This window comes from Speluncibacter jeojiensis, assembly GCF_029589495.1.
GTDB classification, from domain to species: Bacteria; Actinomycetota; Actinomycetes; order Mycobacteriales; family Mycobacteriaceae; genus Speluncibacter; species Speluncibacter jeojiensis.
In genome coordinates this window covers 995,934-1,012,307 of the sequence record NZ_JAAIVF010000001.1, presented here as the reverse complement: position 1 = coordinate 1,012,307, position 16,374 = coordinate 995,934, and the positions used below count along the sequence as shown (strand labels likewise).

General features: G+C 68.2%; 15 protein-coding genes and 1 tRNA gene. 10 read left to right on the top strand and 6 right to left on the bottom strand.

Annotation, left to right across the window (positions count from 1 at the left end):
• The first annotated feature begins 387 nt into the window (after positions 1–387).
• From G4X40_RS04345 to topA, 3 genes are all read left to right on the top strand, one after another.
• Positions 388–591, top strand: coding sequence for a cold-shock protein (locus tag G4X40_RS04345; protein WP_003935252.1), 204 nt, complete (start codon positions 388–390; stop codon positions 589–591).
• A 144-nt stretch (positions 592–735) separates the two neighbouring features.
• On the top strand, positions 736–1,317 hold the full coding sequence (locus tag G4X40_RS04340) for a hypothetical protein (RefSeq protein WP_277830396.1): 582 nt from the start codon (positions 736–738) through the stop codon (positions 1,315–1,317).
• A 145-nt stretch (positions 1,318–1,462) separates the two neighbouring features.
• Positions 1,463–4,357: a type I DNA topoisomerase gene (gene topA, locus G4X40_RS04335; protein WP_277830394.1), complete on the top strand. Its 2,895-nt coding sequence runs from the start codon at positions 1,463–1,465 to the stop codon at positions 4,355–4,357.
• A 16-nt stretch (positions 4,358–4,373) separates the two neighbouring features.
• Here topA and G4X40_RS04330 read toward each other — a convergent pair whose 3' ends face one another.
• The 3 genes from G4X40_RS04330 to G4X40_RS04320 all read right to left on the bottom strand — a co-directional run bounded on the left by G4X40_RS04330 (position 4,374) and on the right by G4X40_RS04320 (position 9,060).
• Positions 4,374–5,879, bottom strand: coding sequence for an adenylate/guanylate cyclase domain-containing protein (locus tag G4X40_RS04330; protein WP_277830392.1), 1,506 nt, complete (start codon positions 5,877–5,879; stop codon positions 4,374–4,376).
• 40 nt (positions 5,880–5,919) lie between these two features.
• On the bottom strand, positions 5,920–7,458 hold the full coding sequence (locus tag G4X40_RS04325; RefSeq protein WP_277831271.1) for an adenylate/guanylate cyclase domain-containing protein: 1,539 nt from the start codon (positions 7,456–7,458) through the stop codon (positions 5,920–5,922).
• An 87-nt stretch (positions 7,459–7,545) separates the two neighbouring features.
• Entirely contained in the window at positions 7,546–9,060 is a 1,515-nt protein-coding gene (locus tag G4X40_RS04320; protein ID WP_277830391.1) for an adenylate/guanylate cyclase domain-containing protein, read from the bottom strand.
• A 63-nt stretch (positions 9,061–9,123) separates the two neighbouring features.
• Between G4X40_RS04320 and G4X40_RS04315 the strand changes: the two genes are divergently transcribed.
• Positions 9,124–10,314, top strand: coding sequence for a DNA polymerase III subunit delta' (locus G4X40_RS04315; protein WP_277830389.1), 1,191 nt, complete (start codon positions 9,124–9,126; stop codon positions 10,312–10,314).
• An 87-nt stretch (positions 10,315–10,401) separates the two neighbouring features.
• A tRNA-Thr gene (locus G4X40_RS04310) sits at positions 10,402–10,477 on the top strand.
• Positions 10,478–10,598: 121 nt separating this feature from the next.
• Here G4X40_RS04310 and G4X40_RS04305 read toward each other — a convergent pair.
• Complete coding sequence (locus tag G4X40_RS04305) at positions 10,599–11,759, bottom strand: tyrosine-type recombinase/integrase (protein WP_277830388.1); 1,161 nt, start codon at positions 11,757–11,759, stop codon at positions 10,599–10,601.
• Between the two features lie 293 nt (positions 11,760–12,052).
• Between G4X40_RS04305 and G4X40_RS04300 the strand changes: the two genes are divergently transcribed.
• Positions 12,053–12,241 (top strand): DNA-binding protein, encoded by a 189-nt coding sequence (locus G4X40_RS04300; RefSeq protein WP_277830386.1) that lies wholly within the window; start codon positions 12,053–12,055, stop codon positions 12,239–12,241.
• Between the two features lie 53 nt (positions 12,242–12,294).
• On the opposite strand, the gene G4X40_RS04295 is transcribed toward G4X40_RS04300, so the two are convergent.
• Entirely contained in the window at positions 12,295–12,816 is a 522-nt protein-coding gene (locus G4X40_RS04295; RefSeq protein WP_277830384.1) for a hypothetical protein, read from the bottom strand.
• 14 nt (positions 12,817–12,830) lie between these two features.
• Between G4X40_RS04295 and G4X40_RS04290 the strand changes: the two genes are divergently transcribed.
• The 4 genes from G4X40_RS04290 to G4X40_RS04275 all read left to right on the top strand — a co-directional run bounded on the left by G4X40_RS04290 (position 12,831) and on the right by G4X40_RS04275 (position 15,298).
• Complete coding sequence (locus G4X40_RS04290) at positions 12,831–13,940, top strand: AAA family ATPase (RefSeq protein WP_332844325.1); 1,110 nt, start codon at positions 12,831–12,833, stop codon at positions 13,938–13,940.
• Between the two features lie 167 nt (positions 13,941–14,107).
• On the top strand, positions 14,108–14,443 hold the full coding sequence (locus tag G4X40_RS04285) for a hypothetical protein (RefSeq protein ID WP_277830382.1): 336 nt from the start codon (positions 14,108–14,110) through the stop codon (positions 14,441–14,443).
• Positions 14,440–14,892 carry a helix-turn-helix domain-containing protein gene (locus tag G4X40_RS04280; protein WP_277830381.1) on the top strand — a complete coding sequence of 151 codons (453 nt, stop codon included), beginning with the start codon at positions 14,440–14,442 and terminating at the stop codon, positions 14,890–14,892. The genes G4X40_RS04285 and G4X40_RS04280 overlap by 4 nt, the downstream gene beginning before the upstream one ends.
• Positions 14,893–14,902: 10 nt before the next feature.
• Positions 14,903–15,298: a hypothetical protein gene (locus G4X40_RS04275; RefSeq protein WP_277830379.1), complete on the top strand. Its 396-nt coding sequence runs from the start codon at positions 14,903–14,905 to the stop codon at positions 15,296–15,298.
• Between the two features lie 87 nt (positions 15,299–15,385).
• Here G4X40_RS04275 and G4X40_RS04270 read toward each other — a convergent pair whose 3' ends face one another.
• Positions 15,386–15,910, bottom strand: coding sequence for a hypothetical protein (locus G4X40_RS04270; RefSeq protein WP_277830377.1), 525 nt, complete (start codon positions 15,908–15,910; stop codon positions 15,386–15,388).
• Positions 15,911–16,374 lie beyond the last annotated feature (464 nt).

Genomic DNA, 16,374 nt, shown 5'->3' with positions numbered 1-16,374 from the left:
CTTCACGGCGATGACCTGCATGTTCTCGGGTCCGGACCGCCGCCACCACTGTATCTTCCGGTGGCTTCCCGGCGGTGTGCGGCCTGTCCGGTGTGATGACGAACCGTCCGCGATGTGGAATTTGCCCCGATTCGATCGCATTTCGGGTGTCAAGATCGTCCCGACCGTGGTTGACTTGTCAGCGGTCGCAGCTTCTGTGACCGGATGCGTGAGCAGACGGGCACAGAATCGTTGTTGCGGGCGTGGTATCAGGTGGTTCGGAAGAATGCTGAGCGGGTTTCCCGCCGGTTTCGATTCCGCACACGGTATGGCGGTCGGAACCGGCCCGGTGGGTAGTCAGAAGCCGCTCACCGCATCCGGTGAGTGTTTCAAGAGAAGGATTTAAGCATGGCACAGGGAACTGTGAAGTGGTTCAACGCGGAGAAGGGGTTCGGCTTCATCGCCCCCGAGGACGGCTCCGCTGACGTCTTCGTTCACTACTCCGAGATCCAGGGCAGCGGCTTCCGCACCCTCGAGGAGAACCAGCGCGTCGAGTTCGAGGTCGGCCAGGGCACCAAGGGCCCGCAGGCCACCGGCGTTCGCGCGCTCTGAGAGATTCGTTCGACCCGAACGAAGAGATCCACTCGGCTCCGGCCGCACACGGTTCGTAGCCATCCTCGTCCCCCATCGTGTCCTCGCGGTGGGGGACGAGTGCTGTCGTGGGGGCCAGTGCTGTCGTGCCCTACGCTTCCGCGTGTGAGTCAGCTGTCCTTCTTCTCCGCGGAGACGCAACCGCCCGCCGTGGGCGACCTCGCGGGCCTGCTGGCGGGGCCGGGTCAGGTGGTGCTGTCCGCCGGTGGCCGCGCGCGGATCTCGATGGTCGTCGATGCCGACTGGCGTGCCACCGCGCTGGCGCGGCTGATCCATCAGGCGGGCCTCGGGGCGGAGATCACGCGCTCTGAGGAGGGGCGCCCGCTGGTGCGCACGGCCTCGGTGCCGGAACTGGTGCAGCTGGGCCGGGCGTGGACGAAGGGGGCGGTCAAGGCGGTGCCGGCCGGCTGGACCGTCGGGCCGCGGGGCCTGCGCGCGTGGGCGCTGGCCGCCGGGCGCACCGACGGCGTCCGCTATCTGCTGGGTCTCGACCCGCACGCCCCCGACACCCATGAGCCGCTGGCGGCCGCACTGGCCCGGGTGGGGATCACCTCGACTCCGGTCGGCATCCGGGCCGGCGGTCCCGCGCTGCGGATCAGCGGCCGGCGCCGGTTGCTCCGGCTGCGCGAGAACGTCGGTGAGATGCCCGCCGAGGCGCCGATCGAGGGATTCTGGCCGAATCCGTGATGACCGTCATCGCGCCATGAGCAGAGTGATCCTGTTTGAATATGTCAAGCTGGTGAGGCAGTGCGGTCCGGCGCGATCGATCGAACAGGTGGGATGAGCCCACCGCAGGTGTGCCGGGTGGAGCAGGAAAGGGTGCGAGCATCAGGTGGCAAGCGCGCAGAGCAAGAGCGGCGGCCAGATTCGTCGTCTGGTGATCGTCGAGTCGCCGACCAAGGCGCGCAAGATTGCCTCTTACCTGGGGCCCAACTATGTGGTCGAGTCCTCGCGTGGGCACATCCGGGATCTCCCGCGCGGCGCCGCCGACGTCCCCACCAAATACAAGGGCGAGCCGTGGGCGCGCCTCGGCGTGAACGTCGACCAGGACTTCGAACCGCTCTATGTGGTCAGCCCCGACAAGAAGTCGACGGTCACCGAGCTCAAGAGTCTGCTCAAGGACGTCGACGAGCTCTACCTCGCGACAGACGGTGACCGCGAGGGCGAGGCGATCGCCTGGCACCTGCTCGAGACGCTCAAGCCGAAGGTGCCGGTCCGCCGGATGGTCTTCCACGAGATCACCAAGCCCGCCATCCTCGCCGCGGCCGAGAACCCGCGCGACCTCGACACCGACCTCGTCGACGCGCAGGAGACCCGTCGCATCCTCGACCGGCTGTACGGCTACGAGGTCTCGCCGGTGCTGTGGAAGAAGGTCATGCCGAAGCTCTCGGCGGGCCGTGTGCAGTCGGTCGCGACGCGGATCATCGTGCAGCGCGAACGCGAGCGGATGGCCTTCACCGCGGCCGGCTACTGGGACATCTCGGCCACCCTCGATGCGGGTGAGCAGGCCAGCCCCCGCAGCTTCGGCGCGAAGCTGAATTCCGTCTCGGGCAAGCGGGTGGCGACCGGCCGCGACTTCGGTCCGGACGGCCGGCTCAAGAAGGACGACGTCGTCCTGCTCGACGAGGCCTACGCCCGTTCGCTGACCCAGGGGCTGGTCGGGGCGTCGCTGGCGGTCACCTCCGTCGAGGAGAAGCCGTACACCCGCCGGCCGTACGCGCCGTTCATGACGTCGACGCTGCAGCAGGAGGCCGGCCGCAAGCTGCGGTTCTCCGCCGAGCGGACCATGCGGATCGCGCAGAAGCTGTACGAGAACGGCTACATCACCTACATGCGTACCGACTCGACGACGCTGTCGGAGTCGGCGATCAGCGCGGCCCGCGCGCAGGCCACCGAGTTGTACGGCCCCGAGTACGTGCACCCGACCCCGCGGCAGTACACCCGCAAGGTCAAGAACGCGCAGGAGGCGCACGAGGCGATCCGTCCCGCCGGCGAGGTCTTCCAGACTCCCGGGCAGCTGGCGGCCGCGCTCGACGGCGAGGAGTTCAAGCTCTACGAGCTGATCTGGCAGCGCACGGTCGCCTCGCAGATGGCCGACGCCCGCGGCACCACGCTGAGCCTGCGGATCACCGGGACCGCGAGCAGCGGCGAGGAGTGTGTGTTCTCCTCCTCGGGCCGCACGATCACCTTCCCGGGCTTCCTCAGCGCCTACGTCGAGACGGTCGATTCGCAGGCCGGCGGCGAGGCCGACGACGCCGAGCGCCGACTGCCGAACCTCGTGCAGGGTCAGGCCGTCACCGCGACCGAACTGCAGCCCGAGGGGCACACGACCACCCCGCCTGCCCGCTACACCGAGGCCAGTCTGGTCAAGGCGCTCGAAGACCTCGGCATCGGGCGTCCGTCGACGTATGCGTCGATCATCAACACGATCCAGGGCCGCGGCTACGTCTACAAGCGGGGCAGCGCGCTGGTGCCGTCCTGGGTGGCGTTCGCGGTGATCGGCCTGCTCGAGTCGCACTTCGGTCACCTGGTGGACTTCGACTTCACCGCCACCATGGAGGACGAACTCGACGACATCGCCGAGGGCCGCGAGCGGCGCAGCGACTGGTTGACCGCGTTCTACTTCGGCGATCCGAACGGCGAGGAGCACTCGCTGGCGAAGGAGGGCGGGCTCAAGAAGCTCGTCGGGGTCAACCTCGAGGGCATCGACGCCCGCGAGGTCAACTCGATTCGGTTGTTCGACGACTCCGAGGGCCGTCCGGTGTTCGTGCGGGTGGGCCGGTTCGGGCCGTACCTCGAGCGCACGGTCGTCGACGACAAGCGTGAGGAGACGTCGCAGCGGGCGAACCTCAACGACAATCTGTCGCCCGACGAGCTGACCCCCGAGGTCGCCGAGAAGCTCTTCTCCACCCCGCAGGAGGGTCGCGTGCTGGGCACGGACCCGGTGTCCGGCAACCAGATCGTCGCCAAGGAGGGGCGTTTCGGCCCCTACGTGACCGAGATCCTGCCGGCGCCACCGGAACCCGAGGCCGCTTCGCCCGCGGCTGCGACAGAGACCGACGCGGCCGAGGGCGCCGACTCCGCGGAGCAGGCCCCGGCCAAGAAGGTCGCGAAGAAGGCGGCCAAGAAGGTCGCGAAGAAGGCCGCCGGGCCGAAGCCGCGTACCGGTTCGCTGCTCAAGACGATGGACATCGAGACGGTCACGCTCGAGGACGCGCTGCGACTGCTGTCGCTGCCCCGGGTGGTCGGCACCGATCCGGACACGAACGAGGAGATCACCGCGCAGAACGGCCGCTACGGTCCGTACCTCAAGCGCGGCACCGATTCTCGTTCGCTGGCGACCGAGGGCCAGATGTTCACGGTCACGCTCGACGAGGCGTTGAAGATCTACGCCGAGCCGAAGCGCCGGGGACGTCAGGCGGCCGCGACGCCGCCGCTGCGCGAACTGGGCAACGACACGGCGACCGGCAAGCCGATGGTGATCAAGGACGGCCGCTTCGGCCCGTACGTCACCGACGGCGAGACCAACGCCAGCCTGCGCAAGGGCGACGACGTCGCGACCATCACCGACGAGCGGGCGTCCGAGTTGCTCTCCGAGCGGCGGGCCAAGGGGCCGGTGAAGAAGGCCGCGAAGAAGACCCCGGCGAAGAAGACGGCCGCGAAGAAGGCCACCAAGGCTGCGGCCAAGAAGGCACCGGCGAAGAAGGCCACCGCCAAGAAGGCTTGACGGAAGCTCTTCGCGCTCAGGGGCTCTCGACCGCGCGAGGCCTGGCCAGTCGGGTGGGTGCGGTGCGTCCGCGCAGCAGGGTCGACCCGGTGACCGTCCAGTGTCGGGCCTCGTCGTCACCGGCCAGCCCGACCGTGTCGGCGGCGGCCAGGACCGCACCGGGCGCGCTCTTGGCCAGGTCGGTCAGGCGGGCGGCCTCGTTGACCGGGTCGCCGACCACCGTGTATTCGAATCGTTCCGCGGCGCCGATGTGCCCGGCGAACACCCGCCCGGAGGAGACGCCGATGCCGGCGTCCGCCAGCGCGGCCAGCCGGGTGTGCAGTTCGCGGGCGGCGCGCAGCGCCCCGGTGTACGCGTTGCCGTGTTCGATGGGCGCGCCGAACACCGCGAGCGCGGCGTCGCCCTCGAACTTGTTGACGTAGCCGCCATGGGCGGCGATGACCTCGACCACGACGCGGAAGAACCGGTTGAGCAGCGCGGCGACCGACTCGGCGCCCTGGTGGGCGGCCAGGCCGGTCGACCCGACGAGGTCGACGAACAGCACTGCGACGTTGCGCTCCTCGCCGGACAGCGTGGTGCCCCGCTCGAGTGCGCGCCGGGCCACGTCCTCGCCGACGTAGCGACCGAACAGGTCGCGCAGCCGGTCGCGCTCGGCCAGCCCGGCGACCATGTCGTTGAACCCGGCCTGCAGCGCTCCCAGCTGGCTGGTGTCGTAGACCTTCACCGTCGCGGAGAGGTCGCCGCCGCGGACCCGGCGCACGCCCTCGTGCAGGGACTGGACCGGGTCGGCGACCGCGCCCGCGACCAGCCGGATCGCCAGTAGCCCGAATACCAGCGCCGCGACGCTCAGCGCGATCACCGCGCCGCGGATGTCGGGCTGGTCGTGTCCGCCCGAGCCGAGACCGCGGGACGCCGCGACCAGCAGGATGCCGAGGACCGGAATGCCGGTGCCGAGCCCCCACACCAGCACGATCCGGGTACCCACCTTCGGTGCTGCGACGTGCCCGGGTACGCCCTCGGACAGTGCCGCGGTTGTGATCGGACGCAGGATCCGCTCGCCGAACAGGTAGCTCAGGGTGCAGCTGGCCGCGCCGCCGAGCAGCACCGACACCACCGTGACCACCACCAGCGCGCCGGACGACCGGGCCGCGACCACCGTGAACAGGACGCCGGCGATCAGCCAGACGGCCCCGAGGTACAGGGTCTGCAGCGTCGGCAACCGGATGGCGCGGATGCGGGCGCGCTGCGCGTCGGGTCCGGTGGTGCCCTGCAGCTGCCAGCACAGGATGGGGGCGATCAGCAGTTCGGTGCTCAGGATCGCGACCGCGGTACCCACCAGGACGCTGGCGACGAACAACGGCAGGGTCCGCTCGGCCAGGTCGTTGACCACCGGTGGCAGCGCCAGCCGCAGCAGCAGATAGAGGAAGACCGCGCCCACCACGTTGGCCAGGGTCGTCCCGAGGATGTAGGCCGGCCAAGGGGCGGTTCGCCACCACCGCGCCGGGGTGGGCGTGCGGCGCACGGCTTCACGCTAGCCGATGACGCCGCGCCTGCGGTGGGGTTCAGGCCGGTACGGGACCGCCGCGATCCGTCCTGACGATGGCGATCGGGCGCGCCAGCTGGGTGGGCAGGGCGCGGCCCCGCAGCTGGACGGTCTCGTCGACCTCCCATTGGAAGGCCTCGACATCGCGTGCCGACTGGATCGTCACGGCGGAGGCGAGGACGCCACCGGGCTCGTGCTTGGCCAGTTCGGTCAGGCGGGCGGCCTCGTTGACGGGGTCGCCGATCACGGTGAACTCGAAGCGGGCGGCCGCGCCGACGTGCCCGGCGACCGCGCGGCCGGCGCTCACGCCGATGCCGTACTCGCCCGGGCCGAGCACCACGTCGAGCCGTTCGCGCAGCTCACGTGCCGCTGCGAGCGCCCCGCCGGGCGCGTCGGGGTGCTCGAGCGGGGCGCCGAAGATGGCCAGCGCCGCGTCGCCCAGGAACTTGTTGACGAACCCGCCGTTGCGCCCGACGACGTCGACGATCTCGCGGAAGAAGTCGTTGAGCAGGGCTACCACGGTGTCGGGGGAGTTGGTCGAGGCCAGGTGGGTGGAGCCGACGAGGTCGACGAACAGCACCGCGATCCCGCGTTCCTCGCCGCCGAGTTCGGTGCCGCGTTCGAGGGCCCGGCGGGCGACGTCCTCGCCGACGTAGCGGCCGAACAGGTCGCGCAACTCCTGGCGCTCGCGCAGGTCCCGGACCATGTCGTTGAAGCCGGTCTGCAGCATGCCCAGGTCGCTGGCGTCGTAGACGTGCACGGTGGTGTTCAGGTCGCCCTCGCGGACCTTGCGCTGCGCCTCGGTCAGCGAGCGGATCGGGTCGCCGATCGCGCTGGCGACCAGCTTGATGGCGAGGAACCCGCACAGCAGCGCGCTGAGCGCGAGCGCGATGACCGCATTGCGCAGACTGCCCACGTCTGCGCTGGTCAGGCCCATCTTCTGGGAGGCGACGACGAGCAGCAGCCCGAGCACGGGAATCCCGGTGCCCAGGCTCCAGGCGAGCACGATCCTGGTGCCGGCGGTGCGGACGTGGTGGACCTCCGTCACGCCCTCGGCGAGCGCGGCGGTGGCGACCGGACGCAGGATCCGCTCGGCCTGGAGGTAGCCGATCGAGGTGGTCATGGCCGCACCGAGGGCGACGGCGACGGCGATGGCGAAGGCCAGGACCCCGGAGGTCCGCAGGTTCACCACGACGAAGATGACGCCGCCGACCAGCCACATGCCGACGTGCACGTAGGCCTGCAGCGCCGGCATCCGCAGCGCCCGCACCCGGGCGGCCGCGGCCCGGGGGCCGGTGCCGCCGTGCCGCTGCCACATCAGCACCGGATAGATGAGTTTGAGCGCGACCAGCGCGTCGACGATCACGCTGATGATCAGGTACGCGGCGAACAGTCCCTGGTTGAGCAGGGCCACGTGCTGCATGTCGATGACGTCGCGCACGGACAACCCGTAGCGCAGGAACAGGAAGAGGAACAGTGCGCCGACGAGGTTCGCCTGCACCATCCCGGCCACGTACATGGGCCAAGGGGTCGAAAACAGCCAGCGTGCTGTCTTCATCACTCGGCTCACGTGGCTTCAGGGTAGTCGGTGTTGTGATGCGCGGCATGTGCGCATCCCACTGATCGATCGGTCACCGCTGGCGGGTCAGCCCACGAGGGCCTCGCGGGGCCGGGCGAGCTGGGTGGGGAAGCGGCGTCCACGCAGCTGGACGGTCTCGTCGACCTCCCAGCGGAAGGCCTCGGTATCGCCCGCGAGCTGGACCGCGGCGGCGGAGGCGAGGACCCCGCGGGGTTCGTGCTTGGCCAGTTCGGTCAGGCGGGCGGCCTCGTTGACGGGATCTCCGATGACAGTGAACTCGAAGCGGGCGGCGGCGCCGATGTGGCCGGCGACCGCGCGGCCCGCGCTCACCCCGATGCCGAATTCGCCGGGGCCGAGCACCAGCTCCAGGCGTTGCTCGAGCTCGCGGGCCGCGGCCAGCGCCCCACCGGGCGCGTCCGGGTGCCCGATCGGCGCGCCGAAGATGGCCAGTGCAGCGTCACCCTGGAACTTGTTGACGAACCCGCCGTGCCGGTCGACGACGTCGACGATCTCGCGAAAGAAGTCGTTGAGCAGCGCCACCACGGTCTGCGGCGGATTGGTCGATGCCAGCCGGGTGGAGCCGACGAGGTCGACGAACAGCACCGCGACGTCGCGTTCCTCGCCGCCGAGTTCGGTGCCGCGTTCGAGGGCGCGGCGGGCGACGTCCTCGCCGACGTAGCGGCCGAACAGGTCGCGCAGCTGCTGGCGTTCGGACAGCGCGGCGACCAGGTCGTTGAAGCCGGCCTGCAGGATGCCCAGCTCGCTGCCGTCGAAGATCTGCACGGACGTCTGCAGGTTGCCGCGCTCGACCTCCTGCTGGGCGTGGCGCAGTTGACGGATCGGGTCGCCGATGGCGGCACCGGCGAGCCGGAAGGTCAGGAAGCCGACCGCGAGCGTGATCGCCGCAACGATCAGCACCACCGTCTGCACCCGGTCGGGCGTGCTCACCAGGATGCCCATCTCGTAGCCGGCGACCATCACCACGATCCCCACCACGGGGATGCCGGTGCAGGTGAGCCAGGCCAGCATGATCCGACGGGACACCGACGGCGCGTTGGCGGTCTCCAGCACGCCGTCGCTGAGCGCGGCGGCCGCGATCGGGCGCAGCAGCCGCTCGGCCTGCAGGTAGCCGACCGCGCAGGTGGTGATCCCGCCGAGCACACCGGCGATGCCGATGGTCAGCGCGTAGTTGTTCGGTGCGGGGAGCGCGGCCAGCACGAAGAGCGCGATCCCGACCAGCCACAGCACGCCGTGCAGCACCGCGTGCAGCGCGGGGATCCGCATCGCGCGCAACCGGACCTCGGGCGCGACCGGACCGCCGCGCCGCTGCCAGGCGAGGACAGGGTAGATGAGGAGGACGCCGCCCACACCGCCGACGATCACCCCCACCGCGAGATAGACGGCGAAGATGATGGTGTTCGTGGTGGTGAAGCTGCTCGGCACGTCGATGACGGGCATGAGGATCCGGACGCACACGATCACACCGACGGCGCCGACGACGTTCGCCTGGAGCATGGTCGCCGCGTATGCGGGCCAGCGCGTTCGCAGCAGCCAGCGAACGAACTTCCAGAGACGGCGCACGTCATCACGGTAGTCGGCCGAGTGGCCCGAGCGGTGTCGGCAGCCGCGACTACGCTCCCTGGTGTGTCGCGTGTCTTCGAGCGGTTGGTCGGGCAGCACGAGGTCGAATCCGAACTCGTGGCGGCCGCCCGTGCCGCGCGCCGGGCCGAGCCCGCCGGGTCGGGGATGACCCACGCGTGGCTGTTCACCGGGCCGCCGGGATCGGGGCGCTCGATCGCGGCGGTGTGCTTCGCGGCCGCGCTGCAGTGCACGTCGGACGGCGAGCCCGGCTGCGGCGAGTGCCACGCCTGCACGACGACGATGGCCGGCACCCACGGCGACGTGCGGCGTGTGGTGCCCGAGGGGCTGAGCATCTCGGTGAAGGAGATGCGCGCGATCGTGCAGACAGCGTCTCGGCGGCCGACGACCGGGCAGTGGCAGATCGTGGTGGTCGAGGACGCGGACCGGCTGACCGAGAGCGCCGCGAACGCACTGCTCAAGGTGGTGGAGGAGCCGCCGGATCGCACGGTGTTCCTGCTGTGCGCGCCGTCGGTGGATCCCGAGGACATCGCGGTCACGCTGCGCTCACGCTGCCGGCACGTGGCGCTGCGCACGCCGACCGTCGAATCGATCGCCCAGGTGCTGCGCGAGCGGGACGGTCTGGACGAGCAGACCGCGACGTGGGCCGCGTCGGTCGGGGGCGGGCACGTGGGCCGAGCTCGACGGCTGGCGACGGATCCGGAGGCGCGGGAGCGGCGGCAGCACGCGCTGCGCATCCCGAAGAGCGTGCTGCGGCCCGGCGGCGGGTACGGGCTGGCCGAGGATCTCGTCAAGGCCGCCGAGTCCGAGGCGAAGTCGACGAACGCGGAGCGCGACGAACGCGAGACCGAGGAGCTGAAGACGGCGCTCGGCGGCGGCGGAACCGGCAAGGGGACGGCCGGGGCGCTGCGTGGTTCGGCGGGTGCGCTCAAGGATCTGGAGCGGCGGCAGAAGTCGCGGGCGACACGTTCGCAGCGCGACGCCCTGGACCGCGCGCTGATCGATCTGGCCGGCTTCTACCGGGACGCGCTCGTCGTCAGCTGCGGGTCCGCGGCGCCGCTGACCCATCCCGACCACGCCGACGAGGTGCGGGAACTGGCGTCGCAGACCAGTGCGGAGGCGATGCTCACCTCGATCGAGGCGGTGCTCGACTGCCGCGAGGCGCTCGAGCTCAACGTCAAGCCGAAGATCGCCGTCGACGCGTTGGTGGCCAAGCTCGGCGCGGCGGTCCGGTAGCCGAATCTGCGCAGGTGACGAGCCGGTTTTCGTATCTGCCGGGTGAGCCGTTAGACTCCCTACGGCTCGACTGCAAGGTCGCGCCACGCCGCCTTAGCTCAGTCGGTAGAGCATTTCACTCGTAATGAAAAGGTCGTCGGTTCGATTCCGACAGGCGGCTCCACCAGAAAAGACCAGCTAGAGGGCACCTTCCACAAGTAGGTTGGAAGGTGCCCTGACTGGTTTTTGGAGCCACTGGTTCGCACACAGTTCGCACGCCGCCAGAACCCGCCCCATTTCGATAGTTACCTCACCAGCTCCATGCGGGCGTCGAGAAGGTCGGCGGAGGCGGTCAAGTCGTCCTCAAACAAGCCGATGTACCTACGCATCGTGAACCCAGGGTCGGTGTGGCCCATATTTGCTGACACGACCTCTACTCTCACTCCCGCCTGCGCACTCAGGGAGGCATAGGTGTGGCGCAAATCATGAGGCGTGAGGGGTGTGAGTCCGGCACGTTCGGCAGCCGGGGCCAGCACCCGCTTCGCCCAGTTCGCCCGCCGCAACGGACCGCCACCGGGAGCTGTGAAGGCCACGGCGTCGGTGGCGCGCCCGCCCAGATGCTTTGAAATTGTGAGCCGCAGTGAACGAGGGATCGGCACGCGCCGGGACTTGCCCGACTTTGTGGGGCCGTAGCCGTGTGTCTCGGAGAACGAGCGGCGCACATCGATGACACCCCTGTCGGTGTCCACGTCCGCAACGGTGAGGGCTGCAAACTCGCCGAACCGCAGCCCGGTGTACGCGAGCGTTAGAACCATCAGCGCATTGTCGGGGTCGAGCTCCAATGCGAGCTTCGCCACCTCTGCGTTGCTGAGGAACCGGTCGCGCGGTTCAGCAAGCTTAGGCAGCTTGACTCCCTGTGACGGGTCGGTGCGGATGTGTTCGCCGACGGCGAGTGCGAGGACGCCGCGAAGGCACACGAACGCGCGGCGCACGGTCGCAGCGGACAAGCCGGAGCCGCTGAGATTGGCAACCCAGTCGACTATCTCGGATCTGGTGATACTGGACAGCTCGCGGTCGCCGAACGAGGGGCGCACATGCTTGTTGAGAATCGACGTATGTGATGCGCGGGTTGCGGGAGCCTTGTTTGAGAGGGATCGCAACCATCCGTCGGCGATGTCTTCGAAGCGCGCGCCGGCCGTGTGCGGGTCGCTGTACATGCCGGTATGGATCTCGGCCGTGATCTTTGCGGCGCAGTCGTCAGCGGCGCTGCGCTTGTCAAAGCTGAGCGACTTTTCGCGCCCATTCAGGTCAACCCATCGAACAATCCAGCGCTTGCCTATGGGGGTCGGCTTGCCGTCCTTGCTGGTCGTCCACCGGGTGGTGCGCACCCGGTTTTTGTAGTCGCTGTAGTGACGGTCCTCGACGCGAACGTTGCCGGGGCGTCGGCGGGGCTTGGTAGTGGCCATGATCACAACCGTAGGTGACCGTTTCACCGAATGCGAACCACCTTGCCAAGGTGTGGATTGCGTCACATGGCAAGCCTGTGGGTAGTGCTGTGGACAACCTGTGCGAAGTTGCGGCGCTCGCGCTCCGGTTTGGCTGTAATTCCCTGCGTTGTTGGCTATGCAATTACAGGCAACCTGTCGTTGAATCATGTTGCGCGCCATTGCATCGAGCCAAGTTTGACGAGACGTCCAACATCGCAATGGGTCTACCGTTCGCCCAGTCAATCTCAGTGGTATCGAATGGAGTGGCAGGAATGGCAATCAGCCTGGTCGACGCGAAGTATCTACAGGAGTGCTACGGCATCCCGGTCCAAACCTGGGCCGTGTGGCGGACCAAGCAGATCGGCCCACCCTGGGTGAAACTGAATCGACTGGTGCGCTACGACCTGGCGCTGGTTGATTCGTGGATTGCCGCCAACACGGTCACACCCGCTGACGCGTGATCGCGGCACGGAAATCCCCGGCCGCAGCGGGAACTGCAGCCGGGGCGAAAGACTCAGCACCACACCGAATCCCGATCCATAGCGTACCCGCCGAGGATGTCTTGCCCGGCCCGTCCTGCCTGGACATTGATTTGGTCGCGGTCGCGGCAATGATGCGGGTAGACGCGACGACTGCGCTCGCCGTGTCGTCGCACTTGCGCCCGTCGGACTTCGAACGCGAGGCGGACCGGACGATCGTCGCCGCAGCCCGACGGCTTGCGGCTGAGGGCGTTTCTCCTGACCCAGCGGCCGTTTCGGGGGTGCTCTCCCGCGGCGGTGCTGGCATTGGCGCCAGTGTCGATCTGGTCGCCCGTCGTCTGCTTGACGCTGTGACGGTCACGGCATGGCCCGAAAACCTGCGCGCGTACTCGGAGGACTTGGTCGGGGCAGCATTTCGCCGACGACTGCGAGCGTTCGGAGAAGGGCTCATGCAGGCCGCAGATGAGTTGCCTGAACATGACCTCGCCCCGTACTTGAGTTCCGGCATTCGAGCGATTAGGGAACACCATGCGCGGCTCACTGAGCTGCGTAAGCACGCCGGGAGGCGCAATTGACCGCAACACCAAATATCGTCCAGCTACACACCAGTACCCAAAACCAACCACCACCACCACCACCTCCACCGACGCGGCGGTTGGTTCCGGCGAAGGCGTCCAGCGTTCGGCTCAAGCGCGTCCGCTGGGCAATGGAAGATTGGTTCGTCGTCGGTGGCGTGAACCTGCTTGCTGGCCGCGAGGGCCTCGGTAAGTCCACGATCGCGGTCGACATCGCAGCCAAGTGCACGCGCGGCGAACTCCAGGGTGAATACGAGGGCGTACCCGTCACCGTCATCTATGCCGCCACGGAGGACGACCCCGCTTTCACCGTCGCACCGCGACTCCGCGCGGCCGGCGCCGACCTCGACCGGGTGCTTTTCGTGTCGGTCCACACGCCACTCTCGAACGAAGGCGTGCTGTCACTGCCGGGAGACTTGGCCGAACTTGAACGCGTGATCACTCAGCACGACGTCAAACTGCTGATTCTCGACGCCGCGACATCGGTCATGGACTCGCGGCTGGACGGTCATGACGACCGTAAGGTGCGCCAGTTCCTCGAACCCCTCGCACAATCAGCGGGGCGGCTCGATTACACAGTCATCGGCTTGTGTCACTTCGGCAAACGGGAGTCATCCGACCCCGGCAAGCTGATTCTCGGCTCGCTCGCATGGTCACAGGTAGCACGCTCGGTGGTGTCGGTTGCCCGTGACGACGAGAACGATCGGCTCGTCGTCACGAACACCAAGGGAAACCTTGCGACCCGCACGCGTTCGATGGCGGCGCAGGTGGTGTCCGCGACGGTCGAAACCGACGACGGGCCGACGAGCGTGGGCCGTGTCGAGTGGCTCGGCGAGGCCGACCTCGATGCCCGCGAACTGCTTGGCAGCTCTGCGGCGGAACGCGAGGACGCAGCCGACATCGACAAGTGGCTGGACACCCTGCTGATCGACAATGAGGGTGCACTGCTTGCCAAGGATGTCTTCGCCGCAGCGGACGCCTGCGGCTACTCCCGCGACCAGGTGAAGCGAGCCAAAAAGCGCCGCGGCATTGTCGCCAAAAAGTCAGGAAACAAAGACGGCGCCTGGTTTTGGATGCTTCCGGCCCGATCCGAAGCGGACAACTGACTCCAAGGGAGCAAGGGTGCACACACACATGCGCGCACCCCCTTCGCATCTTCGCAGGTCACAGCGATTACGAACCGCTCCCTTAACCCGAAGGGTGCAAGGCGGCTGATGCACGCGTGCACGCCCCTTGCTCCTCTACCCCACTTGCTACTACCAGGAGAACAACCGTGACAACCTATGAATCGATCGTCGCCGCACGGCTTTCGGACCGAAGCGCCACTGCCCGCATGTTGCGTTGCCAAGCCGAGCAATGGAGTGACGAAACCCTCGAAGCTGTGCTCACTGAGATCGACAACTTTCGCGGTGAACTCGACGTCATCGCGCTCTCGCTCGCCGCGGTGGCCCACCACGCCGAGCAGCTCGAAGATGATGCGCAGCACGAGCTGACCATCGCGCTGACCGCCGTAAATGTGCAGCACGATTTGCTACAGGAACGGGCGGCGAACTTCCGTGTCGTGGCCGATCGCCGCCGTGCCGCCGACGAAGGACCGGCGGCGGCGTGAGCGCTCAGCGCCCAAAAAAGCCCACCAAGGCCCACGAGCTGGCCCCTCGCGTGGCCGAGCTTCACGCCGCAGGCATGAGCGCCTATGCGATTCGTCGCGAGCTGGGCTGTGCGGCGGGCACCGTTCAGCGTGCGGCCCAGGTCGCCGGTGTCACGTTTGCGCGCCCGCCTGCCGCCGCTATCGAGGCCGTAGTGATCGACGCCGCACAGCGCCGCGACCGGCTCGCTGACCGCTGGTTTCGGGCCGCGGGTGCCGCGCTCGACAACCTCGACGGCGCCCTCGCCGACGGGGACCACCAAGCGGCACGCGCCTACGCGATGGTCGCGGGAATCGGCACCGACAAGCTGCTGACGCTGACGCCAGCACACGACCCGGAGAGCGAGGGCCGCACTGCGGCGCTGGCGGCGCTGGGCGAACTGATGGGCGCGATCCGCGCGTCCGACGATTAGGAGATTCACTTTGCAGGAGTACGACCAGACCGCAGTTGCAGGTTTTGCGATGCCGCTGGAGGTGCCCACGACGGCGGCCAACCCGCCGCAGGACGGCGACCTTGCGGTCCACGACAACACGGCCGCGATCGAGGCCGCCCGGGCACGTCATACCGCGCACCGTGGCCCCTACAACCCAGCCCGGGAGGCACGGGCGCAGGATGCAACCCGCGACGGGCGCAACGCGATGTTGGCCGAACGGTCGCGGCGCGAGACTGCGCGGGCGACGCAGGCCCACGCAGCGATGCTGGCGGCGGGCGATCGCACCTTTCGAGAGGGCATCGAGGCCACCCTCGAAGCTGACCGCAAGCGACGCGAGGATGAGCAGGCCCGCCGCGACTTCCTGACGGGACACGGCCGAAGCTAACCACGGCGGACCGAACCGAAGCGCTCCCATCTTTGCAGGGGTGGGAGCGCTTCGCCCTTCTCGGATCACTGCCCGGGTTGGGTTTCGTCAGCTACCGGGCTGGTCGGCGCAGATGGGCTGTGCATCCGTGTTGATGGCGGCGGCATCGCTGAGGGTGATCGGGTGGTGCCAGTTGCTGGTGAACGTGTCGACGAGTTGCGTGTCGACCTGCCCGCTACCCCCGTGAGCATTCATGGTGCAGACAAGGATTGCCGCGGCTGCGGCGTTCTCGATCTGGTCACTCGTGTTGAGCGGGAGGACTGTCGAGACGGCGGTGAAGTAGCTGCCGGCGTTGGGGCCGAGCGCCCATTTGTCTACGGCTTGGGTGAAGGCGGGCGAGTTGGTGTCCACGTCACTGCCTGCGGTTGCCGCGCTGGTCAGGGCGGACGTCGCCGTAGTTGCCGCAGGTGGAGCGTCCAGGGTTGCCGCGGGTGCGGCGACGACTGCGGTGCGGACCCCGCTGTTATCCGGGTGGACCTCCTGGTTGATGAGCGGATAACTGACGACGGCGACTGCGGCGACACCAACCAGCGCCATGGTTGCAGTGATGACAGCGGTCAATGGACGGTTCATCGGGTAGTCGCCTTCGCAGGCTGAGCGCCGGGCTTATTCACGATCAACACAGTATTTCTGCCAATGATCAAGGTGATACTCGATCCCGAAGGACGGTCGTCGTGCTTGTTCCAGACTGTCAGCTGTTGCAGTGATCAACCTCTGCTCGTCGCTGGTTCGCACTCAGTTCGCACGAGGCGATCAATCTCGATCAATAGCAGTACGGCTAGATTCGGTATCTTCCCTGCTAGACGGTAGTTTATGGCCAGGTCAGTCAACCTACATCTACCTTGCTATATGTCGGAGACGATAACTCGTAATGAAAAGGTCGTCGGTTCGATTCCGACAGGCGGCTCCACGGAAAGCCGTTGGCGAAGCCCTGCTTCGCCGACGGCTTTCGTCGTGTCTGGGAGTGATTTCCCCGCGTGGTGCCCCCGTCGGCCGAGGGGGATCGGCCGACGGGGGCTGCGCGGGCCGCCCCGGGG

Coding starts and splice junctions, on each gene's coding strand:
- G4X40_RS04325 (WP_277831271.1), bottom strand. CDS start 7,458: ATGAAGACAGCACGCTGGCTGTTTTCGACCCCTTGGCCCATGTACGTG.
- G4X40_RS04300 (WP_277830386.1), top strand. CDS start 12,053: ATGGCAATCAGCCTGGTCGACGCGAAGTATCTACAGGAGTGCTACGGC.
- G4X40_RS04270 (WP_277830377.1), bottom strand. CDS start 15,910: ATGAACCGTCCATTGACCGCTGTCATCACTGCAACCATGGCGCTGGTT.
- G4X40_RS04345 (WP_003935252.1), top strand. CDS start 388: ATGGCACAGGGAACTGTGAAGTGGTTCAACGCGGAGAAGGGGTTCGGC.
- G4X40_RS04305 (WP_277830388.1), bottom strand. CDS start 11,759: ATGGCCACTACCAAGCCCCGCCGACGCCCCGGCAACGTTCGCGTCGAG.